The following is a 25,004-nucleotide window of genomic DNA, read 5'->3' on the forward strand; positions in this document are numbered from 1 at the left end:
AGAATATTTAACATCAGCATCAAGGGATGTCTCCATCTTTACATACATAGAAATAAAATAGGAGAGGATTGGTTCGTTTGAAAAAGAGAATACCAACTGACAGTTTTGCCTTGTTGTAGTCTCCAAAACACCAGCAACATCTACTGCTGTCAGTGCAAGCAAATCGCCTTCGACGGAACCTCTCAAGAAACTCAAAATCCAGTTGAAGTGGGTGCCGCAAGTACAATTTGCCGGGATTTATGCGGCTAAGGAAAGGGGCTTTTACAAGGATGAAGGCATTGAAGTCGAAATTGTGCCAGGCGGACCGGATGTGATCATCGAGCAGCAGGTTGTGAATGGCGCGGTGGATATCGGCGTATCGAGCTTTGACTCCTTGTTAGTCAACCGTGACAATGAATTACCGCTCGTTTCTTTAGCGCAAGTGACGCAGAAAAGCTCCTATCGTTTACTCTCCAAAAATCGACGGGCATCGATTCGCCAGCCAAAATGAAGGACAAAAAGGTCGGGGCATGGATGGGGAGCCAGCAGTTCCAAGTGCTTGCTTTTATGGAGAAGAACGGGCTGGATCCGAAGAAAGATATTCAATTGGTGAAACAAGGCTTCATGATGGATCAATTCTTTGGAGATCAATTGGATGTGGCGACAGCGACCATTTATAAACGAGTACTACGTCGTGCTTGAAAATGGTGTAAAAGAGACGGATTTGAATGTGTTTAATTTTGATGATGCCGGTGTTGCGATGCTGGAGGATTCGCTCATTGCTAAGAAGGACTGGGTCGACAAGAACCATAATCTCGCGGTTAAAGCCGTAAGAGCCACCATGAAGGGCTGGGTATACGCAATTGAGCATCAGGATGAAGCCGGAAGGATTTTCAAATGAGCAGGTGGGTTCATTCGTAGATGAATCTACGAAACGGAACGCAGACATCGCGCTTAAAATTGGCTTGATCAAAAAACAGGCCGATCTGGCGGCGGCTATCGATAAGACGATTTTAACAGCCAAATGAAGTAACGGAATAAAGTGGATCGTGGATAAGCGTCGTCTGCGATCCTTCTTTACACCATCAGGAGAGGGGGAGCTGCTTATGAGTACTAAAGAGGTGAGTGATCTGGTGACAAAAGAGGAGCTGCTCGAGAAAGATCGCAAATATGTATGGCATCATATGTCCGCACATAACGATAATCCGATGATCATTGCGTCTGGTGAGGGCAGTTGGGTAATGGATGTGGACGGCAATCGTTACTTAGATGGGATGTCCGGATTATGGTGCGTCAATGTAGGTCACGGGCGAAAAGAAATTGCGGAAGCTGCCGCTGCGCAAATGATGAAAATCGCTTATGCGACGTTGGTCCAATCCCATGTTCCTGCAATTGAGCTAGCTGCAAAAATAAATGAGTGGCTGGATGGCGAGTATCGGATCTTTTATTCCAACTCAGGGTCGGATGCAAATGAAGTGGCTTTCAAAATTGCTAGGCAGTACCATCATCAGAACGGAAAGCCTACGAAGCATAAGTTCATCTCGCGGCACCGTGCTTATCATGGGAATTCAATGGGGGCCTTAGGTGCAACAGGGCAAGCACAGCGTAAGCTGAAATATGAACCGCTTGGTGTTGGGTTCCAACATGTGCCGCCGCCTTATTGCTATCGCTGTCCGTTTGGTCAGACGAAGGGAGAGTGCAGCTTTCAATGCGCCAAAGCTATCGAGGACGCCATCGTCTGGGAGGGAGCGGATTCGGTTGCCGGTGTGATTTTGGAGCCTGTGATTACGGGGGGCGGGATGATTGTTCCGCCGGACGAGTATTTACCAATAGTGCGCAGCATATGTGATAAATATGATGTTCTGCTCATTGTAGATGAAGTGATCTGTGGATTCGGTCGATCTGGCGAGAAGTTCGGTCATCTGAATTATGGGGTGAGACCGGACATCGTGACGATGGCCAAAGGTATGACCAGTGCATACTCACCCCTTTCTGCAACCGCAGTTTCGGCTGAATTATATGAATCGTTCAAGGATAAAGAGGCGACCAGTCATTTAAGGCATATTAACACGTTTGGCGGTAATCCAGTTTCTTGCGTCGTTGCTTTGAAGAATATTGAGATTTTGGAAAAGGAGAGTCTGGTGGCGCGCTCTGCGCATATCGGGAACGTTTTTAGAGACCGTCTGGAATCACTGCTTGAGCATCCGAATGTTGGCGATATTCGTATATTTGGTTCTGCAATGGGTATTGAGCTCGTTGAAGATCAGAAGTCGAAACTCCCTGCCACAGCCGACCGTGTGATGAAGATCATTGCAGGCTGCAAGCAGAAAGGGCTGCTCTTAGGGAAGAATGGAGATACGGTCCCTGGGTACGCGAACATTCTTACGTTAAGTCCGCCGTTATCTTCGACGGATGAGGATATTGCTTTTATCGTGGACACCTTACTTGACGTGTTTGAAGCCAATCATGAGAAAGGATGAAGTGACTTGTCTACGACACCTCAAATACAAATTAATGCTTCACGACTGCATGGGCGAATTCAGGAACTCGCTCAAATCGGGAAAATCGGGGAAACGGGCGTTTGCAGGCTTGCGTTGTCCAAAGAAGATCGTGAAGGCGTGGAGCTAGTGAAAAAGTGGATGGAAGAAGCAGGGATGGAGGCTTCGATCGATCCCTTCGCCAACCTCGTAGGAGTAAGGCGGGGGAGCAATCCAGATGCTCCTGTCTTAATGCTCGGATCACATGTTGATTCGCAGCCTTATGGCGGTCGATTTGATGGTGCAATAGGCGTTCTTGGTGCGATTGAGGCGGTTCAAACGCTAGTGGAGGAAGGGATTACACCCGAATGCAATATTGAAGTTATGGCTTTCTCTGATGAAGAAGGCTGTCGCTTCAACAAAGGATTGTTCGGCGTCCGAGGCATGACAGGAAAGCTTGAAGAAAATGAGTTAGACCGTATGGATAAAAATGGCATCACTCGCAGAGAAGCTTTACTGCAGTTCGGCTGCGACCCTGCTGACTTCGAGGGCTATGTGTTTAAAGAAGGCCGTATTGGCACTTTTTTGGAGCTGCACATTGAGCAAGGTCCTGTCCTCGAGTCGCTTGATGCTCCGATCGGAATCGTTACAGGCATCTCGGGTCCATTATGGCTCACGGTCGAGATGACCGGCTTTGCGGGCCACGCCGGTTCGGTGCCGATGTCCATGCGCCATGATGCGCTTCTTGGCTGCGCCAAAATCATCGTGGCACTGAATGAGCTTGTGCAGCAGGAGCCTGGTGCTCCAACCGTCGGAACGGTGGGCTCCCTTTCGGTATTCCCAGACTCCCGCAATATCATACCGGAGAAGGTATCCTTTACCATCGATTTGCGTGACATCGATTTATTGCGTCGCAACGCACTCGAAGCGGAGTTATTAAGTGTCATCGAGAACGTGTCACGCGAACATGGTCTAACCTATACGATCCGTGAGGATACGAACAGTGAACCCCGCTACTGCGCCAATTGGATCAAAGCTACCCTGCATGAAGAAGCGGAAATGATGGGTTTGACCCCACCTGAGCTCATGAGCGGACCCTTCCATGATTCGCTAACCATGTCCTATGTGTGTGATTATGGAATGATTTTTGTCCGATGTCTGGAAGGCATTAGCCACAATCCCAAAGAGTATGCCAGTCCTGAGGATATCACGCTGGGCACGGAGCTTTTATACCGCACTGCACGCCGGATTGCAACGGAAAGGGGAGGCTTCCAACCATGAGTAAGGTGAAAATCGGTCTCATACAAGCATCGAATGATGTGCATGGAGATGAAGCCGTGGCCCAGCACAAAGAACAAGCAATTCAAAAGCATATCGCCTTGGTTCGCAAAGCGGCTCTGCAGGGTGCACAGATCATTTCTTTGCAAGAAATTTTCTATGGTCCTTATTTTTGCTCAGAGCAAACAACAAAATGGTACGATGCGGCAGAGGAGATTCCGAATGGTCCGACAACCCGACTTTTTCAGGAAATTGCGAAGGAGCTCGGTGTTGTCATTGTACTTCCCATTTATGAAAAAGAAGGCATTGCTACGTATTACAACACAGCAGCTGTGATTGATGCAGATGGTGCCTATTTGGGTAAATATCGTAAGCATCACATTCCGCAAGTGGCGGCGGGTGGCGGTTCTTGTGGGTTCTGGGAGAAGTATTATTTTAAACCTGGTAATTTGGGATATCCCGTTTTTGATACGGCGTTTGCAAAGGTTGGCGTTTACATCTGCTATGATCGACATTTCCCCGAAGGCGCAAGGGCGCTGGGTTTGGGTGGCGCGGAGATTGTGTTTAATCCATCTGCTACAGTAGCGGGGACATCGGAATATCTCTGGAAGCTGGAACAGCCGGCACATGCCGTAGCGAACGGTTATTATGTCGGGGCCATTAATCGTGTGGGGATAGAAGCTCCGTGGAACATGGGCGAGTTTTATGGTCAATCCTATTTAGTTGATCCTCGCGGATCGATCGTTGCTATCGGAAGTAGGGACCAGGATGAAGTGGTCATGGGTGAAATGGATAAAGAATTGATCCGTGAAGTGCGCAATGTTTGGCAATTTTATCGTGATCGCAGGCCTGAAACCTATGATCAAATCATCAGCTTATAAGCGTGGAGGTGGAGGAAGATGGGGACAGCATTTATTTCTTTAACAGATTTGAAGCGAAATTTCGCCGAGGTCAAATCCGGCATGAAGCCAAAAGAAGCGACTGAAGAATCGAACCGTTGTTTGTTTTGTTATGACGCTCCTTGCATTCGCGCATGTCCGACCGGGATCGATATTCCTTCCTTTATCAAAAAAATTGCTTCCGGCAATCTCAAAGGCTCTTCACGCACGATTATGGAGGCGAACCCGGTTGGAGCAAGTTGTTCAAGGGTGTGTCCAACCGAGGAACTCTGTGAAGGGGCTTGTGTACTCAATCATTCGTCCAAGCCTATCCTGATTGGTCAATTACAGCGCTATGCAACAGATTGGGCCATCAAGAATGAACAAATATTGTTCAAGGCTGGGACTAATAATGGGAAGTCAGCTGCTGTCATTGGGAGCGGGCCTGCAGGACTATCGGCAGCTAGGGAGCTTGCCCGCTTCGGGTTCAAGGTGACGGTCTTTGAGGCAAAGGAACAGGCTGGCGGATTAGATACATATGGGATCGTATCATTTCGATTGCCGCAGGAGATTTCACTGTGGGAAGTTGAACAGGTACGGCAGTTAGGAGTCGAGTTCCGCATGAACACGAGAGTCGGTGCAGATATTAGCGCAGCCGAGCTGCTCCGTGACTTTGATGCTATTGTGCTGGCAGTCGGAATGTCGAAGGTCTCGATGCTCGGGATTGAAGGCGAGGGCTTAACAGGTGTATATGATGCGATCGAGTTTGTTGAGTCCACAAAATTAGAGCTGGATACAGATCTCATTGGAAAGCGTGTAGCTGTAATCGGAGCGGGCAATACAGCCATTGATGCGGCTACCTGCTCGGTGCGGCTTGGAGCTGAGAAGGTGCAAATTGTGTATCGTCGTACGCAGGAAGAGATGACGGCGTATGATTTTGAATTTGATTTCGCCAAGAAGGATGGCGTGGAGTTCAAGTGGCTCACCGCTCCAAAACGGATCATTGGAGATGAGAGTGGAAATGTCGTGGCTATAGAATGCCTGCAGATGGAGCTTGTAGATGTCGAGGCTGGACGCAAACGTTCAGTTCCAATTGAAGGTTCCGAATTCGTTATCCATGTAGACGCCGTTATCAAGGCGATTGGCCAAACGCGACATGTTTCCCTCATTGAACAATTCCAACTTGCACATACGCGAGGAACGGTTACGGTGAATCCGGAAACGGGTCAAACGTCGAACCCTAAAGTGTTTGCAGCAGGTGATGTGATATTCGGAGAAGGCCAGGGAGAAGCGATGGTAGTATCGGCGGCTCAGCAAGGGAAGCAGACGGCTTATGCCATTTATAATCAATTGGTGAGAGAACAGAATGAGTCTGCATAATATAGGTTAAGTTCAACTTATTTAAATTGAACTGGAGGGATTCGGCATGGCTGATTTACGCATAAATCTAGCAGGAATTGCATCACCTAACCCTTTCTGGTTGGCATCGGCTCCACCGACAAACACAGGCTACCAAGTTCAACGCGCGTTTGAAGCCGGGTGGGGCGGGGCTGTTTGGAAAACACTTGGCGATCCAATTATTAATACGTCATCTCGCTTTGCAGCTATTCATTTCAACGGACAACGCGTTGCGGGCTTTAATAATATTGAGCTCATTACGGACCGACCGCTCGAAGTCAATCTCAAAGAGATAAATGAGACGAAGAAGCGATTTCCGAATCACGCGATTGTTGTTTCCCTTATGGTTGAGCCGAAACGGGAAAAGTGGCACGAAATAGTGAAAAAGGTCGAAGCTGTCGGAGTAGACGGTCTGGAGCTGAACTTTGGCTGTCCGCACGGGATGGCTGAGCGCGGGATGGGCGCTGCTTCAGGGCAGCAGCCGGATCTCGTGGAGGAACAGACGATGTGGGTGAAGGAAGCGGCAACGACACCGGTCATTGTAAAGTTGACGCCAAACATTACTGATATTACAAGCACCGCTAAGGCTGCGGTTCGAGGCGGAGCGGATGCGATTTCATTGATCAATACGATCAACTCGTTAGCTGGTGTAGATATCGACTCTTGGAAATCGATCCCTCATGTTGGGGGCAAGGGTTCTCACGGCGGATATTGCGGACCAGCTGTGAAGCCGATTGCGCTTCATATGGTTGCGGATTGTGCGCGGAATCCAGAGGTTGGCGTCCCGATTTCCGGCATTGGCGGCATTTCCAACTGGCGTGACGCGGTGGAGTTTATGCTGATGGGCGCAACAGGCGTTCAAGTGTGCACCGCAGCGATGCATCATGGTTTCCGCATTGTGGAGGACATGATCGATGGCTTGAATAACTATTTGGATGAAAAAGGGCTCGCGAGCGTCGCAGATTTGGTCGGTAAAACCGTTCCTCGCTACTCCGATTGGGGAAACCTGGATTTGAATTATGCGGTCGTGGCACGAATTGACACAGAGACCTGTATCAACTGTAACAAATGCCATATTGCTTGCGAAGATACTGCGCATCAATGTATTGATATGTTAACCGGAGAAAGTGGTCAGTCCTATTTACAAGTACGTGAAGAAGATTGCGTGGGGTGTAACCTATGCGCGATTGTTTGTCCCGTGGAAGGCGCGATCTCGATGATTGAGGTTAATGGAACAGAAGCTCCAATGACTTGGAACGAGAGGCAGGAGGCTGTCGCCAAACTGTCAGAGGGTAAAGATTCCACGAAGAAGGAGGCAGTATAACAATGGCCAAACTCATTAAAAACGGTACGGTCGTGACGGCTGTAGACCAGTATCAAGCGGACGTCCTCATAGAAAACGGGATCATTACGCAAATTGGGCTGAATCTCGCCAAGGAGGGGGCAGAAATGATAGACGCTGAGGGTCACTATGTATTCCCAGGTGGAATTGATCCTCACACCCATCTTGATATGCCATTTGGCGGCACAGTCACAGCTGACGATTTCGAGACAGGTACGAGGGCGGCTGCTTTCGGAGGGACGACGACGGTTATTGATTTTTGTTTGACGAACAAAGGGATTCCTCTTAGTCAGTCCGTTCAAACTTGGCACAAAAAAGCTGCTGGCAAAGCCGCCATCGATTACGGTTTTCACTTAATGATTGCAGAAATCAACGATGAGGTGTTGGCAGAGCTGCCAAGAATGATTCACGATGAGGGGATCACCTCACTCAAGGTGTTTATGGCTTACAAAAATGTGTTTCAGGCCGACGATGGAACATTGTACCGTACTTTACTAGAGGCGAAGCGTCATGGAGCTCTTGTTATGGTTCACGCGGAGAACGGCGATGTGATTGAGTACTTGATCAAAGAAGCGCTCGAAGCTGGGAATACGGAGCCGATCTACCATGCACTAACGCGCCCATCTTTGATTGAAGGCGAAGCGACGGGGCGTGCGGCCAAGCTTACCGCGTTGGCAGGATCTCAGCTCTATGTGGTTCATGTGACCTGTGAAGAAGCAGTTAAGCAGATTACCGACGCGCGGAATCAGGGAGTTGATATTTGGGGGGAAACGTGCCCTCAGTATTTGATGTTGGATGAGTCCTATTTGGAGAAACCGAATTTCGAAGGGGCGAAATATGTGTGGTCACCTCCGCTTCGACCGCAATTTCACCAAGAGGTGTTGTGGACTGCTTTGAAAAATGGCCAGCTTCAGACGCTTGGCTCCGATCACTGCTCCTTTAACTTCAAAGGACAAAAGGACTTGGGATTAGGTGATTTTAGCAAAATTCCGAATGGTGGGCCTTGTATTGAGGATCGGTTCTCAATTCTATATTCGGAAGGCGTAGTGAAAGGAAGGATTACCTTGAATCAGTTCGTAGATATTGTGTCTACGCGAGTTGCTAAGCTGTTTGGTTTGTTTCCAAAAAAGGGGACGATCGCTGTAGGATGCGATGCGGATATTGTGATTTTTGATCCGAATGTGACACGTGTGCTCTCCTCAGAAACCCACCATATGAATGTGGATTACAACCCATTTGAAGGGCTTGAGATCACTGGGGAGCCTGTTACTGTACTGTCTCGAGGTGAATATGTGATCCAGGATAAACAATTCGTGGGCACGCCGGGTGCCGGACAATTTGTAAAGCGGAAGACTTATAATTCAGCATCACTTGAGGTAAAGCTGATGAAGCAAGCCGTTATTAACGGGGGGGCCACACATGTCTGAATATGAACAATTTAAGCTTGAGAAGCAAAAGCTGGACGACTTTGTGGCTCAGAAATTCAAAATCGTCGGTGTGAAGGAAGATCTGAACGGTGCTTGGCTCGATCTCGAACACCCCGGCGGTGAAACGGCCAATCTGCATCTCATAACGGCAAATGCAAGGAAGTATTATGTCGCTTTGCTCATTGCTCAAGGTCAAGGGCAGGTTTAACTTATAACCCCATGCATGTATTCGTAGCCGTGAAGAGCAAGCTCGATGGCAATCCTTTTGTGTGGATGCATGTAATCGTCGCCAAGCAGCACGGATATTTTGTCCAGACGATGATAGAGGGTTTGTCTGACGATAAATAGCTCTTTGGCTGTTTCCTGTTTGGATCCGCTTTGCGCTAAATATATTTTCAACGTCTTTAAAAGCTGACCGCTTTTCTCACGATCATAGCTCAGCAAGCTTCCAATGTTTTCATCAAAAAATGACTCCAGTGAGCCGGTTTGTTTCATTTTTATGATGACTTTATTAACATGCAGCTCTTGATAAAATGGCTTCGCAAGCTGAGTTCCTCGTCATCATGCCAACCAATGCCCGTGTTTAAAATAAGCTCATTGCCATTGAGTAAATGGTCGAATTGGGGCACTTCCATAATATGAACCCAACGAACTGTGCGGTTCAAAGCTTCTTCACTCGCTTTGGCTTCGGCTTTCTGAAATTAGGGAAGCTGCAAAAAATCTCTCACTTGTAATTGTAAAAGTGTCTGTACCAAGGACGATCACCAACGGATATAGTGATAGGGGCCGCGAGAGATTGCGGCTTTTTTACTATTTATTAATTATAATTAAATCGTTCATTGTCGGCTGAGTGGCAATTTAGTATGATTGACTGTACGGTTGGATGAGGAGGTAAATAGGTGTGGTTTAAGTGGAAAAATCAATTAGCCACATTAAAAGTTAATGTCATTAATAATTACTGGAGGACCCTGCATAATGAAGCGAAAACAAAAAAAGAATAATGCGATGGGGCAATATGCTGAGCTGCTTAGCAAGTATTTGTTTCCTCAGAAGGGTACACTCGTAATACTAACGATGCTCTTATTTGCATCCATTGGTTTACAACTTATTAACCCGCAAATTATTCGCTACTTTATTGATACTGCGCAATCGCAAGGCACCATGAAGCCGCTGATTACAGCCGCGATTCTGTTTATAAGCTTTTCACTTGTGCAGCAATTGGTGTCTGTTATTGCCACTTATTTTAGTGAAAATGTAGGCTGGAAAACAACGAATAAATTACGTGTCGATCTTGCGGCGCATTGCTTGTCACTGGATATGACTTTTCATAAATCACATACATCGGGTTCACTCATCGAGCGTGTTGATGGGGACGTGAATGCTTTGGCCAATTTCTTTTCTAGCATGATCATTCATTTATTTGGCAATCTATTGCTGATGGCTGGCATTATTGTTTTATTATTTCGGGAAAATTGGTTGATTGGCGCCGGAATGGCTTTTTTCGTCATTTTTGCCGTCTATATGATTCAGTGGATTCGGAAATTTGCTGTTCCTGTATGGGCTGGATGGAGACAGGCGAACGCTGAGTTTTACGGTTTTATTGGTGAGCATTTGGAAGGAACGGAAGATATCCGCGCGAATGGTGCAGTAGGGTTCGTCATGAATCGCTTCTACACCATGCTTAGAAAGATGTTACCGCTTCGGGTTAAAGCCTTTCTCGGCTTCTGCGCGATGTGGAACATGTCGATATTCGTTTTTGCGTTGGGGAATGCGATGGCTTTTGGAATAAGTGCTTATCTGTGGCATACCCAGCATATCTCGCTAGGCACCGTGTATTTGATTTTCTTTTATACCGAATTGTTAGCTAAACCGATTGAGAAAATCCGTACGCAAATGGAAGATTTGCAAAAGGCAGACGCCAGTATCTCTCGCATTCGTGAACTGTTCGCGACACAATCTGAGATCAAGGATGGAACTGGTGCGCCATTATCGGAGGGGCCGCTCGGTGTTGAATTCCGGGATGTAACGTTCAGCTATGATGAAGATCAACCAACTTTAAAGGGTATACATCTAGCTATGAAGCCAGGTGAAGTCCTAGGCCTACTTGGCCGTACGGGGAGCGGAAAATCAACGATGGCTCGATTGCTTCTGCGCTTCTACGATCCTCAAAGTGGAACGATAGCACTTGGTGGAACCGATATACGAAACTGTAAGCTAGCCGATCTACGAAAGCGAGTAGCCTTGGTGACGCAAAATATTGAAATCATGCAGGGGACAATTCGTGATAATTTGACCTTCTATGATGATTCGATCACGGACAAGAAAATTATTGATGTGCTCAGGGAGCTTGGACTTGGTGCATGGTATGAAGCGATGCCTGAAGGGTTGGATACGCGTCTAGCCTCTGGAGGAGGGAGCTTGTCTGCAGGAGAAGCCCAACTGTTAGCCTTCGCTCGAGTTTTCCTAACGAATCCCGGACTTGTGATCATGGATGAAGCTTCCTCAAGACTTGATCCGCTAACCGAGCAGCGTATTGAGAAAGCTGTTTCTAAGCTGTTGACCGAACGTTCTTGCATTATGATTGCGCATCGACTAGCAACTGTACAACGAGCTGATCACATTTTAATTTTGGATAATGGCCGTGTGATGGAATCGGGTAAAAGAGAACTTCTTGCCGCGGATCCGAATTCTCGCTTCAGCCAATTACTTGCCACAGGCCTTGAGGAGGTATTGGCATGAATACGTATCAATATTTATGGCGGCTCATTATGTACCGACCTTTCCGGTATATCATTAACGCAATTGCTTGGACGGTTATTTATTTGGCGCCAATTGTACCGGGATTAGTGACGAAAGAATTTTTCGATTCCCTGACAGGCAGTTCGAAGCTAGGCTACGGGGTTTGGGGACTGATTGCTCTGTTGATAGCTGCTGCCTTAGGACGAATCATACTTATCGTGATTGGTTTTATTACGGATGTTAATTTCCGCTTTCGCATGGGGATGCTGCTAAGACGAAACTTGCTTGAGCATGTACTGAAGCAGCCTGGAGCGCAGGCCATTCCTGTTTCACCCGGTGAAGCGATCAGTCATTTCCGAGACGATGTCGATCAATCGGAAGAGGCTGCGAGCTGGTCGGTCGATGTATTCGGGATGACTTGTTTTGCTCTTGTGTCGGGTTATATTCTGATTCGTATTGATGCTCAAATGACGCTACTTGTTTTTATGCCGATTGTGCTCGTGATTACGACTGCTCAGCTAGCTACGGTCCGCTTACAGAAGTATCGCGCAGCTAGCCGAGAATCAACCTCTAAGGTAACCGGGGAGATCAGCGAGATGTTCGGCAATGTGCAGGCTATTCAAGTCGCAGGCGCCGAGAAACGTGTGATCAATCGATTCCGCAGTTTCGGTGATGACCGCAGGAAAGCAATGCTGAAGGATCGCCTGATGACTGAACTGCTGGATTCGGTGTTTTCCAACTCCGTTAACCTTGGAACAGGACTCATTCTATTGCTTGCTGGAACCAAAATGAGAGCAGGGACATTTACAGTCGGAGATTTTGCTCTTTTCGTTTACTATTTAACCTTTGTGACGCAGTTTATTACGAATGTGGGTAAATTCATTACGTATTTTAAACAGATGAGCGTGTCTCTGGAGAGATTGACGTTTCTCTTGCAGGGGGCATCGGCTAAGGTTCTTACGATGGTTAATTCGCTGCATTTGAAGCCGGGTGGTTCGTTACCGGGGGCAAAGAAAGAGGAGGGGTTAGAGCGTGAAAACGTGATTGGGCCAAAGCACAAGGAAGGATTAAAGCATGAAAGCGTGAGCAGTGCAAAGAATGAGGGCAGATTCGAGCGAGAAACCGTAAGTGTGGCTGCGCTGAAGCGGCTTGATGTGAATGGGCTCACCTATGCTTATTCCGATACTGGCAGAGGGATTTCGGACATTCACTTTAGCTTGAAAAGAGGATCGTTCACCGTCATTACGGGGACGATCGGCTCGGGTAAAACCACGCTTGTTCGCTCGCTCCTTGGGCTTTTGCCCAAGGGAAAGGGAACGATTGCGTGGAATGGGGTGCCCGTCGAAGACCCGGGCACCTTCTTTACACCGCCGCGGAGCGCATACACCGCGCAAGTGCCGCGGTTATACAGCGATACGCTGCGCAACAATATTTTGCTCGGGCAGGCGGAGCAAGGCGATGGCTTGCAGCAGGCGCTTAACGCGGCGGTGATGGAATTCGACGTCGCGCAGCTGCCTGGCGGGCTGGACACCGTCATCGGACCGCGTGGGGTGAAGCTCTCCGGCGGCCAGGCGCAGCGGACGGCGGCAGCGCGCATGCTCGTGCGCGACGCCGAGCTTTACGTCTTCGACGACCTGTCGAGCGCGCTCGACGTGGAGACGGAACAGAAGCTGTGGGAGCGGATGTTCCAGCGTCGAAGCGACGCGACCTGCCTGGTCGTGTCGCACCGCAAAACGGCGCTAACGCGGGCGGACCACATCATTGTGATGAGGGACGGACGCATAGAAGCCGAAGGCACTTCAGAGGAGCTGCTCCTGCGGAGTGCAACGTTCAGGGAACTGTGGTATGGCGATGAGCGGCATTCGCAATGAGCAGGTAGGATCATTTCGTCTGATTTAATTAAATGGAAAAAATCCTTAAAAGCGGGGGCTACCGCTTAATTAGCTGGAGGAATTCCAGTTAAGTAGCTACGTCCACTTCATATGTGTAAAATTAGCGGGAGCAATTCCTCCTAATTAGTTCCCGAGCATCGAAGCTACCGTTAAAAAAGAGCCTCCATTTCCACTGTCAGCGTGGTTTTGGAGGTTCTTTATTACAAGGCTTTTTAATTATTTTTAAAGTTTGAGAGCACTTTTAGAGAGGAGCTAAACAAATGATAATTAGAACAGAATCACAGAATGACCATAAAGAAGTATATAAGCTAAATTACGAGGCATTTGGAAAGAGAGATAGTGAATCAAAGTTAGTTGAACGAATTAGATCTTCAGAGGAATTCATACCTGAATTATCTATTGTGGCTGAATTAGATAATCAAATCATTGGCCAGCTGTGATACCCGACTTTCAAAAAGAAGGTGTAGGTTCGGAATTAATATTTGAAGGAATCAGAAGAACTAAGGAATTAGGATACGGGATTATTTTACTTATCGGTCATCCTACATATTATCCGAGGTTTGGATTTAAGCCGGCAAGAACATATGGGTATGAGTTAAACCAATTCAAAGTATCAGATGATGTTTTTATGGTTTGTGAAGTATTGGAAGGGCAATTGAGGAATATGAATGGAGAACTTCTATATCCAAGATCTTTTTTTAGCTGAATCAAAGAAGGAATTAACATCACTTAACAACATATTCACACTTCGGGCTGGTGCCCTTGGCCTGCCCGTGATAATTCAGGTAAGTGAGGGGGATTGGTCATTATAATTAAAGCTTTTATTTTTGATCTGGATGGAACGCTACTTGATCGAAATTCATCCTTGAAAGACTTCATAGAACACCAATATAATCGAATTTCTGACCTTCATCGCATCGATAAATCAATCTACGTCAACAGATTTATTGAATTAGATCAACGTGGTTACGTATGGAAGGACAAAGTATATCAGCAAATCAAACGAGAATATGACTTATCACTTTCATGGGAAGAATTATTAGAGGATTATATCAATAATTTCAACTCTCATTGTATTGGTTTTCCTAATCTTCATGAGCTTCTTGGGTATTTGAAGAATAAGGGGTTGAAGCTTGGAATGATAACAAACGGATTCAGTGAATTTCAAATAAGAAATATAGAAGCGTTGGGAATTATCCATTATTTTGATACCCTCTTAGTTTCTGAAATTGAAGGTTTAAGAAAACCTGATCCAGAGATTTTTATTAGAGCTCTAAGTAATTTGGGCTTGCAACCTGAAGAAGCTGTGTATGTTGGTGATCATCCTGAGAATGATGTTATTGCTAGTCGGAATGTGGGAATGAAAGGCGTATGGAAAGCAGATGTTTATTACAAAGAAACATTTGAAAGAGATCATACAATTGAAGATTTAATGGAGATCAGGAGCTATTTCGAGCATATTTTAAAGGAATAAACCAAGTAGACAACGCTATAGGTATTTATTCCTAAAAATATAAGAACACTTGTACGCATAGTAAATAAAAGGTAAAATATAGATACAATTGAATCTTGGGTGGGCATGGTTTTCCCTTCGTAAGGAGGAGGTGTAGCCATGGAAGTAAAAGATGCAATCACGATTATGTTCCTATTCGGAATGTTTATCCTTGCTCTTTTAACATACATTAACAACAACAAGAGAAAGTAAAAAACCCACCCAAAGGTTGACCGCCGAAGGTGGGTTTTTATTACCTATAAGACTTAGAAGGGAATAAGCCATCCAAGCCAATTGTAGTGACCAAGTGTTCGCTGCACTTGGTCTTTATTAATCCTATGATAACACAATCAACTATTGGCTACAAACGAAAAAACTTATTAGGGGATTGAAATAAGGCAAAGCAGGGAAAATCCACCAAAGAACGAACTAAATAAGATATCTACTAACAATGACCAAAGGAGCGAACAAACGGATGAACGATACTCAAAATCTTCTTTTGATTACGGATATACCAGGATACACGCAGCAAATCAGCAGGCTGATGTCGATGATGAATTACGCTAGATATACGACGCTTCGCTGTGTGGAAGGGCTGACGACGGAACAGTTGGACTATAGGATCGATGAGACAAGTAACTCAATTGGTGCACTGCTGCTGCACTTTGCAGCGGTAGAGGTTGCTTATCAGTTGGAAACTTTTGAGCACCGCGATTTGAACGAAGATGAGTTACGGATTTGGGGAGCTGCTCTTCATTTGGGTGACGAAGGAAGGGCGCAAATCAAGAGTCACAACCTTGCGTACTACCTCAATATTTTGCACGAGGTGCGCAGCAAAACGTATGAGGTTTTTAAGACGAAAACGGATGACTGGTTGTATGAAGAATATCCTTTCTGGCGAGATCAACAAGCTAATCATTATTTCATGTGGTATCACGTGTTCGAGGATGAAATTAATCATCGTGGACAGATTCGTTGGATGCGTAAACGACTCCCGCTGTAAGCAAGACGGCTTTCTCATAATAATAAATTTCAATAGGAGGAGAGTAGATGAGTTCGAAGGAAATAGTCAGTCTGACCGCTTCGGTGGGCTTCCAAATTGGTGTCACAAGGACGCTCCCCCTGGCTCTATCAGAAGGTGAGTTCGTACGATGACGAACACGCTCATTCTGGTCTTCATTTTGACGATGATTATTCATACCGCGGAAACGCTGTCGTACTCGATTCGTTATGCTGGTGTGCAGGTGAAAAAGCTCGCCGTGGCACTTTCCTTAGTCGGGATTGTCGTCCTCGTATCCCGCACAGCAAATTTAATTCAGGCGCCAATGACTGCCCACTTCGTTGATTTTGCTAAAATAGAACCGACCTTCAATCTGGAGCGTTACTTGCGAATTAGTTTATTTGCCTCGTCGATTGGTACACTGATTGCGATTGCTTTATTTCCGTCATTTATCAACCTCAGTGTTAGGGTAATTGCGCGACTTGAAGTGGCAGGATCCATCCCGAAACTCATTTCGAGTGTAACGGTGGGGCAGTTGAAGAACACGAAAAATTATATAAAGAAGCCCAATTTAAAGCTGAGCCAATTCCGCTATTTGGGCATTCCTAAACGCTTCTTATTGATTAATATCGTAGTGACGGCGTTCTATTCCGTTGGGGTGCTTTCCTCCTTATATGCAGCGCATTTATTGCCTGAATTTGCTACGACAGCTTCGCAAGCATCCGGACTCATTAACGGCATCGCCACTATTTTGCTCACGATATTCATAGATCCTCAGTTAGGTCTCATCACAGATAAAGCGCTGCATGATGAATCGCAACGTAAACAGCTTGGTAAAATTTATACACTGCTTATGACTTCCCGATTTCTAGGGACCCTGCTTGCACAAGTGTTCCTTCTCCCGTCTGCTCATTTTATTGGATGGATGGTTAAATGGATTTTCTAATTGCTTTATTTCCTTTCTTTCATAGTGCTAGCTTGTTATAATAGCTAATATCATAGCAGCGCTGCTAGAAACGGAGCCATGGAATGAAGAAGTTTAAGAAATTTTATATTGAAATTACAAGCGTGTGCAACCTGGCCTGCACCTTCTGCCCTCAGACGAAACGCCAAGCCAATTTTATTAAAATAGAGACATTCACAAATATATTAGATCAGATCAAGCCGCATACGGATCATATTTATTTACATGTCAAAGGTGAACCTTTGCTGCATCCGAAGATTGACGAGCTGCTGGATTTGAGCTATGAAAAAGGCTTCAAGGTCAATATCACAACGAACGGTACGCTCATTAACAAAAATAGACATAAACTGCTGGATAAACCGGCACTTCGGCAAATGAATTTCTCTCTTCACAGCTTTGATGGCCACGAAGGATCTGAGGATAAGGAAGGCTATGTGACGAGTATTCTGCGATTTGCCAAGGAAATCGTAGCAAAATCCAATATCATTATCTCATTCCGCTTATGGAACCTTGATACGGATAATCAGACGAATCAAGAACGGAATCGAAATCGTGAAGTGCTGGAATTGCTAGAGAAAGAGTTCAATCTCGATTACAAAATCGATGAGAAATTCGTGCGTGGTACCGGTGTTAAATTAGCAGATCGCGTATATCTGAATCAGGATCATGAGTTCCAATGGCCGGATCTCAAGGCCCAAGAAATTGAAGGACCGGGCTTCTGTCACGCGCTGCGTAATCAAGCTGGAATTCTTGTTGATGGCACTGTGATCCCATGTTGTCTCGATGGAGAAGGGGTCATTAATTTGGGCAACATCAACCAAACGCCTTTCTCTGAAATTGTAGAGGGTGAAAGGGCTAACCGCTTGTTTGAGGGTTTTTCCAGACGTGAAGTTGTTGAAGAATTATGCCGCAAGTGCGGGTATCGCGAACGATTCAGCATGTAAAATACGAAGAGCTCCTTTCTGCAGCTGACGTGTCGCTGTGAAAGGGGCTTTTTTTCTTACTTGTTAAACATTAACCTAGCAGCTTCTTGTGCTTCTTTGCTTTTACATATCGTTCGTGAGATAATTTAAGTTTGATTCGATTCTATTTGTTGGGGGCACATAACGTGGGACGGTATCCATTTGCATATGATCATACACAGCCATACATGCAGCAGGTCTCAGACTGGATTGCAGATATATTCTATGAAATTTTGCCTGAGGCCGGTTTTGAAGTGCGAGACGAACAGATTTACATGGCGTTCCAATTAGAGCGAGCTTATGCTGAGAAACAGACTATTTTCGCAGAAGCCGGAGTAGGGACAGGGAAGACGCTTGTTTATTTATTGTATGCGATTTGTTATTCGCGTTTAACGAAGAAACCCGCTATCATCGCATGTGCGGATGAATCTTTGATTGAACAACTGGTTAAGCCTGGTGGAGATATCGATAAAATAACGCGTCATTTGGATCTCGTTATAGATGCGCGACTTGCCAAATCACCCGACCAGTACGTATGTCTTGTCAAGCTGGATGAGGCGCGATTCGGACACGAGGATATTGGCTTATTTCGCGAGCTGTATGAAGGCCTTCCCGGCTTCGTTCATACACGTGAAGCGATGCAATCCTTTCATGCTTATGGGGATCGTAAAAACTACCCGCATCTGAGTGATGAGCAGTGGCACAAGGTTAGTTGGGATGCCTATCAGGATTGCTTCGTCTGTGATAAGCGGCATCGCTGCGGTCAAACGCTATCTCGTGAATCGTATAGACGTTCGGCGGATCTGATTATCTGTTCTCATGACTTCTACATGGAGCATGTGTGGACATATGAGGGAAGAAAGCGTGAAGGCCAGCTTCCTTTGCTGCCAGATCACTGTACGGTTGTTTTCGATGAAGGACATCTGATGGAGTCTGCTGCTCAGAAAGCATTAACCTACAAGCTGAAGCATATGGTGTTCGAGGAATTAGTGATTCGTTTGTTAAAAGGGGAAGTACGTGAGACGTTAGCCGTCTGTATTGATCGGGCCATTGAGCAAAGTGAGCTCATGTTCGAAGTGCTTGAAAGCTGCTGTCAACCGATTGTTGGATCGGATCGTAAGCAGATTGTCATAAATGACCGACTGCTGCGAGAGATCCATCGTCTAAGTGATATTTTATCGGAGATTGAAGAGGAGCTTGTTTTTGAGGGTGAGATGTTCACTTTAAACGATTATCAGCTCAAAATTGTGGAAGAGCATTTGGAAATGATGCAGAAGGCACTGGCCTTGTTCCGTAATGACCAAGCTTTCATCTGTTGGGCGACAGAAAGTATTACAGGTCTTAGCCTGGTGATTATGCCAAGAACTGTGAAAGAAGTGCTGAAAGAGCAAGTGTTTTCTTCTAAAATGCCTATCGTTTTCTCATCGGCTACTCTTTCTGTAGAGGGTTCATTTCATTACGTGGCTGATAGTCTGGGGCTTGATAAATATTTATCCTTCTCTGTAGACTCTCCTTTTGATTATGCGGAACGGATGGAAGTGATAGCACCAAAATGGTCGTCAGGCGGCACATTTCAAGAGAAGATGGATTCCGCCGTTCAATTGCTAAAAAGAACGGAAGGGCGTGCTCTGATTCTGTTCCCTACCCACGAGGAGCTGCAGCGGTTTAAGCGAGAAATCCAAGTCCGTTCAGATTGTGCTGAACTGCAATTCTTATTTGAAGGGGATCAAGAAATCAGTCATTTGATTGCTTCTTTCCAAGGCGATGAACACAGCGTGTTGGCAGCAGTTAGCCTATGGGAGGGACTTGATATACCAGGTCCATCGTTGTCCAATGTGATTGTCTGGTCACTCCCGTTTCCTCCACAAGATCCAGTATTCAATGCGAAGCGTCAAGCCTCAAACTCGCCGTACGAAGAGGTGGATATTCCTTACATGCTTTTAAGACTTAGACAAGGGATTGGTCGCTTGATCCGAACGCGTGAAGACAGTGGAATTATTGCCATCTTCAATGATGAACTGCACGATAACGAAGTGCTTCGCGATCACATTGTTCGTATATTACCTGCAGGTGTAACATTGAAGAACGAATAGTTTGCTTCAATGGTTGGATCTAGGTGAACCAAATGTCGCGAAACCGCACCCATCCGAGGGAGTCGAGGGATATGCCGCGAATCGATGGATGGTACGCGGTTTTGAGATGTTTACGATATAGAAATAGCAAGCTATGGCGCTGCTTGAGCTGAGATTCTAACTGCTCAAGCAGCGCCATTCTGCGTTTCAAGTCGGACTCGGAACGCAGGTGCCGTAAGCTGTCATTGAGCAGGGTTTGTACCTCCGGCGCAGCATGCTGCTGAATGCTCTTGTACATATCATAGAGCCGCAGCTCGCGATGCTCGTCTAACATCACAGCGAACAGCAGAAGGTCCGCCGTCATTCGCAGCTCACCTTTGAATTCTTCAGCAGGAATGAGCATGATTTCTATTGTGATTCCGGACTTAGCGTACACCTTCTGCAAGAGGAGTGCATCCTGCTCATATTGCGGGATTGTCGCAAGCTTCAAAATGTCACCAAGATAGCCGGACGCATCTATCAACTGCATCAACTCTTTTGGTCCCGTTGCTTTTGACTGATGAAGGCTACCGGTATCCGGTTGCGTTTGTGGGAAGAAACTGCTTGCCGCTTCAATTACATCGCCAGAGAGCTGTTCCAGCAAGTAGGCTCGATCCAAAGCCAAGTTAAGTGCCTTGCGCAGAAGAGGATTCCTTAAAGGACCGTCTTTCAATTCATTCACTGTCATAAATTTCGTCGTCATGCCGGATTGACGCACTTGCTGCCAACGCTGCGCATCCATGTCGGAAATTCGCACATTATGCATGACTTGAAAGGGCTGTCTTTTATCCGATAAATCGGTCTGTTCATTCTCCGGCAATGTCCACACTTCGACCCGATCCAAAAAACCTCTTCCCTGAAAATAAGCAGGGAATGCCTCCAAGATCCATATCCCTTGGTCATGTCCTGTTAAACGAAAAGGTCCCGTGCCGATTGGCGATTTGCTAAGCATTCCTCCGGATGCCTCACACACATCGGCTGGGACGATAGAAGCGCGATTCGTCGTTAAGAATCCCAAAAACAATTCATTGTGTTCTGCGAGTTGAAGGCAGATTGTTGTTTCATCCGGTATTGTGATGCTGATGATTCCGGCATAAGCCCAGCTATACAGACCGCGCGGCGCTAGGCTTTGGAGCCGTTCGAGTGAATATTTCACATCACTGGCGAGCATCTCTCGACCATGATGAAACTGCACGCCTTTACGGAGATAGAACGTCCAGATCGTGCGCGAAGCATCTACATCCCATGCGTGTGCGAGATGAGGCAGGATCTGCTCGCCCTTAGCATCCATTCGAACGAGTCCATCAAAGAGTTGATTCACTAGATGGGATTCCCCCGCGTAGTGAATGGCAACAGGGTCTAAGGCGTGGATCGTTTGCATAAGGGGAAAGCGTAAAATATCCGTTCGCCGTTGGCCTTGTACCTCAGATCGAAATCCGAATTGTCCTGACAGCCAATCCTGAAATTGTTCCCGCAGGGAAGCTGCATGCTCGGATGCATGCAGCAGCTCCAATGCAGATCGTAAATCCTGTTTCGCTACTAATTCCTTCGCTTCTTCCAGAAGGATATCTTCTTTACGTGCAGTAAAGATCAGGGTCGAGCGGTTGCTGCGACCTTTTTTGGGCAGCCATGTGAGCCAATGTTCCTGCTGCATACGCTTAAGAAGCAGCACCATATTGCGGTGTGTACAGTCCAAATGTGCAGCGAGCTCTTCGAGGGTAGTCTCAAGAGGCTGCTCTTCATGTACTTCAGGAAAGGAGCGTCGAAGTGTCAAATAATGCTTGCGAATCTTCATCGGAAGCCTCCGTCATAAAATATGAAATTATGAAATTTAAACTTACACTTTTTGTTCTTGTTTTACAGGTTACAATAAAAGGCAGGGAATATCAAATACTTGAAGCTGCTTGACAATTGGTTTAACAAAGGAGAGAAAGTTCAATGAGAGATCCCGCTCCATGGCAAAAAAAATATGGAAAGATGCTTGTGTTCGCTTGTTTATTCGGTCTTATGGTTCAATATTTGTTTGTTGGCCGTACCGCTGGCATTTCCGTATTGCTTAGTGTGGCTGGCTTCTATAGCCTGTACTTTTACGCGATAAAGGGAAGATTAGGTGGCTTTGAGCCGTGGGAAGGACAAAGTACAGCCGGTTGGCTGCTTATGGTTCCAGTCGCTTTACTTGCAATGACGTATGCATTATTCGCCAACAGCTTTTTCCATATTCTCAATGTGCTGGTCTTACCGCTATGCATAGTAATGCAGACCATTGTATTATCTCGAAATAGTAAGCATCCCTGGTATCATGCAACGTTCCTGCAGGATATGGCGAGGCATGTCTTTGGCAGGCCGATTGCTTATTTGCCGGTACCCTTTGGAATGATCAAAGCTTGGCTGCCAAGGAGAGTAAGCGAAGGAGATTCAGCATGGGGAAGGATGGGGAAAGTAGCTGCAGGCCTTTTGTTGGCAGCGCCCATTCTGTTCGTCATTATTGGATTGTTAGCATCAGCGGATCGCATTTTTCTGTCATGGGTGACGGAAATCCCTGATTGGTTCAGTGGAAAGTCGATAGCTGAAGGGATCGTACGTACCGGTATGGCGGTATGTATAACCTTATATACATTCTGCTATTTGTGGGGTTTGCTTTTTCCAAAAGTCATCGAAGTCACTAATCCTTTTGAGGGCTCCAAAAATGAGCTCGAAAAGGTAAGCAAAAAGATCCTTCTAGATCCAATAACTGCCGGAACATTGCTTGTGTGTGTCAATTTCGTCTATGTTTTGTTCGCTATCATCCAGTTCTCCTATTTGTTTGGTGCTGCTGACGGCTTATTGCCAAATGGTGTGGCTTATGCGGAATATGCGCGAAGAGGCTTTGCTGAGCTTGTTGCGGTCGCTTTAATCAATGTCACGCTGCTGTTCCCAGGCCTGCATTGGATTCGCCGCAGCGGTGAACTTGGAGAAACCATTCGCAAAGTGCTGCTAACGATGTTAGTTGCTTGCACGATTGTGATGCTCATTTCAGCTTATGGAAGGCTTTCCTTGTATGAAGAGGCGTATGGATTCACACAGACGAGATTGCTTGTTCACGGATTCATGATTTTCCTTGGGATTCTGTTTGTGATTGCTTTTTTCCGAATATGGGTAGAAAAAATGTCTTTGTCTAAAGCTTATATCACCACGGGAATCCTCGCTTATCTGGTGATGAACTACATGAATATCGACCAGCGTATCGCAATCAATAACATGGAACGCTATGAAAAAACGGGTATTATTGACCTAGATTATCTAGGTGGACTATCAACGGACGTTGTCCCAGCACTGAAGAAACTGCAAATCAAGCATCCTGAACTGGTGTCGGTTCAAATTACAATAGATCGCATTAAAGCAGACTCTAAGGGCAATACATGGCCTTCTTGGAATCTATCCAAATATCAAGGTAGAAGGCCATGACGGCCTATTTCGTAAAGGGAATTAAATCCAACTGTCGAATATAGACGGTGAACGATTTAGTAAAATAAGGATATTTTAGGTTGATCAATGACCATAATAGACAAATATACTGATCACTCTGCAGGAGGTTACCAGTGGAGAGTAATTGCGATATACCCGATATTATAAGGCAAGTCAAGCAGGGAGACCAAGCTGCGTTTGATATAGTGACTACCCGTTATCGCTTGGCAGCCATCTCTTGGGCGCAATCCATCGTCCGCGATGCCTACTTGGCAGAGGATGTGGTACAGGAAGCTTTCATCAAGATGAAGGAAAAGATACATGATTTGCAGGATGACCGGAAATTTGCCGCAGTTGGAAATTCGTGTGAATCCAATTGTGATTATTGAGTCGCCAGACCTAGAAGCTGCACTGGAGCATGTGTGTTCCAAAGGCGGTATCTCAGCCAAAGGGATCGAAACCCGACAGGGTGCCCGTTTCTTTATCTTCAATGATCCCGATGGTAACGGTATGATGGTCGTAGAGGAGAAAGCAAAACAATGATTAGAGTGAGGATTGAATAAGGTTATTCCATTTCACATGAAATATGTGGTAACATTAATAGGAACAAATGTTCTGACTATACACTCTGCTCAGGAACATCTTTAAACACGAACATACGTGTGGTAAAATAGAATTATCAAACATACGTTCGGGGTGAGTGGAAGATGGCAAGAGCAGAAGAGATGTCTTAATCAAGTTTCAAAAGGAATTTCGAACCGAAGAAGATTGTGAGTCCTACCTTTCGGCCCAGAAATGGAAAAATGGCTTTCAATGCCCACGATGTAAGCATGAACAATACTACTTCATTCAAAACCGAAGTTTATACGAGTGCAGCAATGTTCTCATCAAACTTCCGTGACCGCGGGAACCTTCATGCATAAGTCGAAGTTGCCTCTGTTGACCTGGTTTTGGGCGATCTACTTAGTTGTTCATGACAAAAGAGGAAAATCCGCACTTGCACTTTCCGACGTTCTCGAAATTAACTACAGAACGGCGCTACGCTTGCTGCGTAAGATTCGAGAAGCAATGAGAGCACAAGATTCCAATTATCAGTTGAGCGGCTTGGTGGAGATGGATGATGCTTATTTCGGCGGTCGAGAGACAGGAACCGATGGCAGAGGTACAGGAAAAACAAAGGTTGCTATTGCTCTGTCCACGGATGAAGAAGGTAGACCCAGGCATCTTCGAATGAAGGTCATTGATAAGGTCAGCATTCAAGAAATCCATCGCGTGGCTGAAGAGTGTATTGCTAAAGGCTCAACGATCCTTTCCGATGGTCATGTCTCTTACAAGCAACTAAGCACATTGGGCTACCAGCATATCAGCAAAAACTATTACAAAGAGGACAAAGATGAATTTCTCAAATGGCTTCACACCGTGATTAGCAACGCAAAAGCTTTCGTTGAAGGGACCTATCATGGCCTAGGCTCTGAGTATTTGCAAACGTATCTAGATGAATTGTGCTATCGATTCAATCGTCGTTTTTTCAATAAAGAATTATTTGGACGACTTCTGAATGCATGCCTTGCTTCTACCCCTTTTGCTGTTGCCTGAGGTATGTGCATTGTCAGAACAAATG

Annotated in this window: 23 protein-coding genes and 3 pseudogenes; 23 read left to right on the forward strand and 3 right to left on the reverse strand. The window is 46.0% G+C overall.

Annotated features, from left to right (window positions below):
- Positions 1-211: 211 nt before the first annotated feature.
- The 10 genes and pseudogenes from BLT91_RS32560 to BLT91_RS03955 all read left to right on the forward strand — a co-directional run bounded on the left by BLT91_RS32560 (position 212) and on the right by BLT91_RS03955 (position 8,987).
- Positions 212-681 (forward strand): annotated as a pseudogene (locus BLT91_RS32560) (ABC transporter substrate-binding protein).
- Complete coding sequence (locus tag BLT91_RS32565; RefSeq protein WP_254776769.1) at positions 635-880, forward strand: ABC transporter substrate-binding protein; 246 nt, start codon at positions 635-637, stop codon at positions 878-880. Before BLT91_RS32560 ends, BLT91_RS32565 begins: the two are co-directional and overlap by 47 nt.
- A gap of 4 nt (positions 881-884) precedes the next feature.
- Entirely contained in the window at positions 885-1,007 is a 123-nt protein-coding gene (locus tag BLT91_RS33420) for a hypothetical protein (RefSeq protein WP_302847449.1), read from the forward strand.
- 78 nt (positions 1,008-1,085) lie between these two features.
- Entirely contained in the window at positions 1,086-2,459 is a 1,374-nt protein-coding gene (locus tag BLT91_RS03925) for an aspartate aminotransferase family protein (RefSeq protein ID WP_090816779.1), read from the forward strand.
- 6 nt (positions 2,460-2,465) lie between these two features.
- Positions 2,466-3,737 (forward strand): M20 family metallo-hydrolase, encoded by a 1,272-nt coding sequence (locus BLT91_RS03930; RefSeq protein ID WP_090816782.1) that lies wholly within the window; start codon positions 2,466-2,468, stop codon positions 3,735-3,737.
- Positions 3,734-4,615, forward strand: coding sequence for a nitrilase-related carbon-nitrogen hydrolase (locus tag BLT91_RS03935; RefSeq protein WP_090816784.1), 882 nt, complete (start codon positions 3,734-3,736; stop codon positions 4,613-4,615). Before BLT91_RS03930 ends, BLT91_RS03935 begins: the two co-directional genes overlap by 4 nt.
- 18 nt (positions 4,616-4,633) lie before the next feature.
- Positions 4,634-5,992, forward strand: a complete 1,359-nt coding sequence (locus BLT91_RS03940) for an NAD(P)-dependent oxidoreductase (RefSeq protein WP_090816787.1) — start codon at positions 4,634-4,636, stop codon at positions 5,990-5,992.
- Between the two features lie 46 nt (positions 5,993-6,038).
- Complete coding sequence (preA, locus tag BLT91_RS03945) at positions 6,039-7,334, forward strand: NAD-dependent dihydropyrimidine dehydrogenase subunit PreA (protein WP_090816790.1); 1,296 nt, start codon at positions 6,039-6,041, stop codon at positions 7,332-7,334.
- A gap of 2 nt (positions 7,335-7,336) precedes the next feature.
- A complete protein-coding gene (hydA, locus tag BLT91_RS03950; protein ID WP_090816792.1) occupies positions 7,337-8,779 on the forward strand; it encodes a dihydropyrimidinase in 1,443 nt (480 codons plus the stop codon).
- Positions 8,772-8,987 carry a hypothetical protein gene (locus tag BLT91_RS03955; protein WP_090816795.1) on the forward strand — a complete coding sequence of 72 codons (216 nt, stop codon included), beginning with the start codon at positions 8,772-8,774 and terminating at the stop codon, positions 8,985-8,987. The genes hydA and BLT91_RS03955 overlap by 8 nt, the downstream gene beginning before the upstream one ends.
- Here the strand turns inward: BLT91_RS03955 and BLT91_RS03960 are convergent.
- The gene (locus BLT91_RS03960) at positions 8,984-9,274 is read right to left on the reverse strand and encodes a helix-turn-helix domain-containing protein (RefSeq protein ID WP_090816797.1); all 291 of its coding nucleotides are present in this window, start codon (positions 9,272-9,274) and stop codon (positions 8,984-8,986) included. The genes BLT91_RS03955 and BLT91_RS03960 overlap by 4 nt on opposite strands.
- A 2-nt stretch (positions 9,275-9,276) precedes the next feature.
- Positions 9,277-9,459 (reverse strand): annotated as a pseudogene (locus tag BLT91_RS33790) (PucR family transcriptional regulator ligand-binding domain-containing protein); the annotation flags it as partial.
- 295 nt (positions 9,460-9,754) lie between these two features.
- Between BLT91_RS33790 and BLT91_RS03970 the strand changes: the two are divergent.
- From BLT91_RS03970 to BLT91_RS04005, 9 genes are all read left to right on the forward strand, one after another.
- Positions 9,755-11,518, forward strand: a complete 1,764-nt coding sequence (locus tag BLT91_RS03970) for an ABC transporter ATP-binding protein (protein WP_090816803.1) — start codon at positions 9,755-9,757, stop codon at positions 11,516-11,518.
- A complete protein-coding gene (locus BLT91_RS03975; protein ID WP_090816806.1) occupies positions 11,515-13,389 on the forward strand; it encodes an ABC transporter ATP-binding protein in 1,875 nt (624 codons plus the stop codon). Before BLT91_RS03970 ends, BLT91_RS03975 begins: the two co-directional genes overlap by 4 nt.
- A 281-nt stretch (positions 13,390-13,670) precedes the next feature.
- Positions 13,671-13,850, forward strand: coding sequence for a GNAT family N-acetyltransferase (locus BLT91_RS32570; protein WP_254776770.1), 180 nt, complete (start codon positions 13,671-13,673; stop codon positions 13,848-13,850).
- Positions 13,851-14,218: 368 nt separating this feature from the next.
- Complete coding sequence (locus BLT91_RS03985) at positions 14,219-14,884, forward strand: HAD family hydrolase (protein ID WP_090817287.1); 666 nt, start codon at positions 14,219-14,221, stop codon at positions 14,882-14,884.
- 138 nt (positions 14,885-15,022) lie between these two features.
- Positions 15,023-15,115, forward strand: coding sequence for a competence inhibitor ComI (locus tag BLT91_RS32575; RefSeq protein WP_254776771.1), 93 nt, complete (start codon positions 15,023-15,025; stop codon positions 15,113-15,115).
- A 262-nt stretch (positions 15,116-15,377) separates the two neighbouring features.
- Positions 15,378-15,905, forward strand: a complete 528-nt coding sequence (locus tag BLT91_RS03990) for a DinB family protein (protein ID WP_090816809.1) — start codon at positions 15,378-15,380, stop codon at positions 15,903-15,905.
- A 148-nt stretch (positions 15,906-16,053) separates the two neighbouring features.
- Positions 16,054-16,848 carry a lipid II flippase Amj family protein gene (locus BLT91_RS03995; RefSeq protein WP_090816812.1) on the forward strand — a complete coding sequence of 265 codons (795 nt, stop codon included), beginning with the start codon at positions 16,054-16,056 and terminating at the stop codon, positions 16,846-16,848.
- An 83-nt stretch (positions 16,849-16,931) separates the two neighbouring features.
- The gene (locus tag BLT91_RS04000) at positions 16,932-17,810 is read left to right on the forward strand and encodes a radical SAM/SPASM domain-containing protein (RefSeq protein WP_090816816.1); all 879 of its coding nucleotides are present in this window, start codon (positions 16,932-16,934) and stop codon (positions 17,808-17,810) included.
- Positions 17,811-17,974: 164 nt separating this feature from the next.
- On the forward strand, positions 17,975-19,921 hold the full coding sequence (locus tag BLT91_RS04005) for an ATP-dependent DNA helicase (RefSeq protein WP_090816821.1): 1,947 nt from the start codon (positions 17,975-17,977) through the stop codon (positions 19,919-19,921).
- 19 nt (positions 19,922-19,940) lie between these two features.
- On the opposite strand, the gene BLT91_RS04010 is transcribed toward BLT91_RS04005, so the two are convergent.
- Positions 19,941-21,734 (reverse strand): ABC transporter substrate-binding protein, encoded by a 1,794-nt coding sequence (locus BLT91_RS04010; protein ID WP_090816824.1) that lies wholly within the window; start codon positions 21,732-21,734, stop codon positions 19,941-19,943.
- A gap of 143 nt (positions 21,735-21,877) precedes the next feature.
- Between BLT91_RS04010 and BLT91_RS04015 the strand changes: the two genes are divergently transcribed.
- The 4 genes and pseudogenes from BLT91_RS04015 to BLT91_RS04025 all read left to right on the forward strand — a co-directional run bounded on the left by BLT91_RS04015 (position 21,878) and on the right by BLT91_RS04025 (position 24,979).
- Entirely contained in the window at positions 21,878-23,383 is a 1,506-nt protein-coding gene (locus BLT91_RS04015; protein WP_090816827.1) for a DUF4153 domain-containing protein, read from the forward strand.
- Between the two features lie 134 nt (positions 23,384-23,517).
- Entirely contained in the window at positions 23,518-23,772 is a 255-nt protein-coding gene (locus tag BLT91_RS04020) for an RNA polymerase sigma factor (protein WP_090816830.1), read from the forward strand.
- A complete protein-coding gene (locus BLT91_RS31245; RefSeq protein WP_217635173.1) occupies positions 23,750-23,926 on the forward strand; it encodes a VOC family protein in 177 nt (58 codons plus the stop codon). Before BLT91_RS04020 ends, BLT91_RS31245 begins: the two co-directional genes overlap by 23 nt.
- Positions 23,927-24,083: 157 nt before the next feature.
- Positions 24,084-24,979 (forward strand): annotated as a pseudogene (locus BLT91_RS04025) (IS1595 family transposase).
- The last annotated feature ends 25 nt before the right edge of the window (positions 24,980-25,004 follow it).

The organism is Paenibacillus sp. yr247 (genome assembly GCF_900103825.1).
GTDB lineage: Bacteria > Bacillota > Bacilli > Paenibacillales > NBRC-103111 > Paenibacillus_E.

Excerpts from the sequence above, each read along its gene's own strand:
- BLT91_RS03935 (WP_090816784.1), top strand. The coding sequence starts at position 3,734 with ATGAGTAAGGTGAAAATCGGTCTCATACAAGCATCGAATGATGTGCAT.
- BLT91_RS03960 (WP_090816797.1), bottom strand. The coding sequence starts at position 9,274 with ATGAAACAAACCGGCTCACTGGAGTCATTTTTTGATGAAAACATTGGA.
- BLT91_RS03995 (WP_090816812.1), top strand. The coding sequence starts at position 16,054 with ATGACGAACACGCTCATTCTGGTCTTCATTTTGACGATGATTATTCAT.
- BLT91_RS03975 (WP_090816806.1), top strand. The coding sequence starts at position 11,515 with ATGAATACGTATCAATATTTATGGCGGCTCATTATGTACCGACCTTTC.
- BLT91_RS04010 (WP_090816824.1), bottom strand. The coding sequence starts at position 21,734 with ATGAAGATTCGCAAGCATTATTTGACACTTCGACGCTCCTTTCCTGAA.
- BLT91_RS04015 (WP_090816827.1), top strand. The coding sequence starts at position 21,878 with ATGAGAGATCCCGCTCCATGGCAAAAAAAATATGGAAAGATGCTTGTG.
- BLT91_RS04000 (WP_090816816.1), top strand. The coding sequence starts at position 16,932 with ATGAAGAAGTTTAAGAAATTTTATATTGAAATTACAAGCGTGTGCAAC.
- BLT91_RS03940 (WP_090816787.1), top strand. The coding sequence starts at position 4,634 with ATGGGGACAGCATTTATTTCTTTAACAGATTTGAAGCGAAATTTCGCC.
- preA (WP_090816790.1), top strand. The coding sequence starts at position 6,039 with ATGGCTGATTTACGCATAAATCTAGCAGGAATTGCATCACCTAACCCT.
- hydA (WP_090816792.1), top strand. The coding sequence starts at position 7,337 with ATGGCCAAACTCATTAAAAACGGTACGGTCGTGACGGCTGTAGACCAG.
- BLT91_RS03970 (WP_090816803.1), top strand. The coding sequence starts at position 9,755 with ATGAAGCGAAAACAAAAAAAGAATAATGCGATGGGGCAATATGCTGAG.
- BLT91_RS03990 (WP_090816809.1), top strand. The coding sequence starts at position 15,378 with ATGAACGATACTCAAAATCTTCTTTTGATTACGGATATACCAGGATAC.
- BLT91_RS03925 (WP_090816779.1), top strand. The coding sequence starts at position 1,086 with ATGAGTACTAAAGAGGTGAGTGATCTGGTGACAAAAGAGGAGCTGCTC.
- BLT91_RS03955 (WP_090816795.1), top strand. The coding sequence starts at position 8,772 with ATGTCTGAATATGAACAATTTAAGCTTGAGAAGCAAAAGCTGGACGAC.
- BLT91_RS32575 (WP_254776771.1), top strand. The coding sequence starts at position 15,023 with ATGGAAGTAAAAGATGCAATCACGATTATGTTCCTATTCGGAATGTTT.
- BLT91_RS32565 (WP_254776769.1), top strand. The coding sequence starts at position 635 with ATGTGGCGACAGCGACCATTTATAAACGAGTACTACGTCGTGCTTGAA.
- BLT91_RS32570 (WP_254776770.1), top strand. The coding sequence starts at position 13,671 with ATGATAATTAGAACAGAATCACAGAATGACCATAAAGAAGTATATAAG.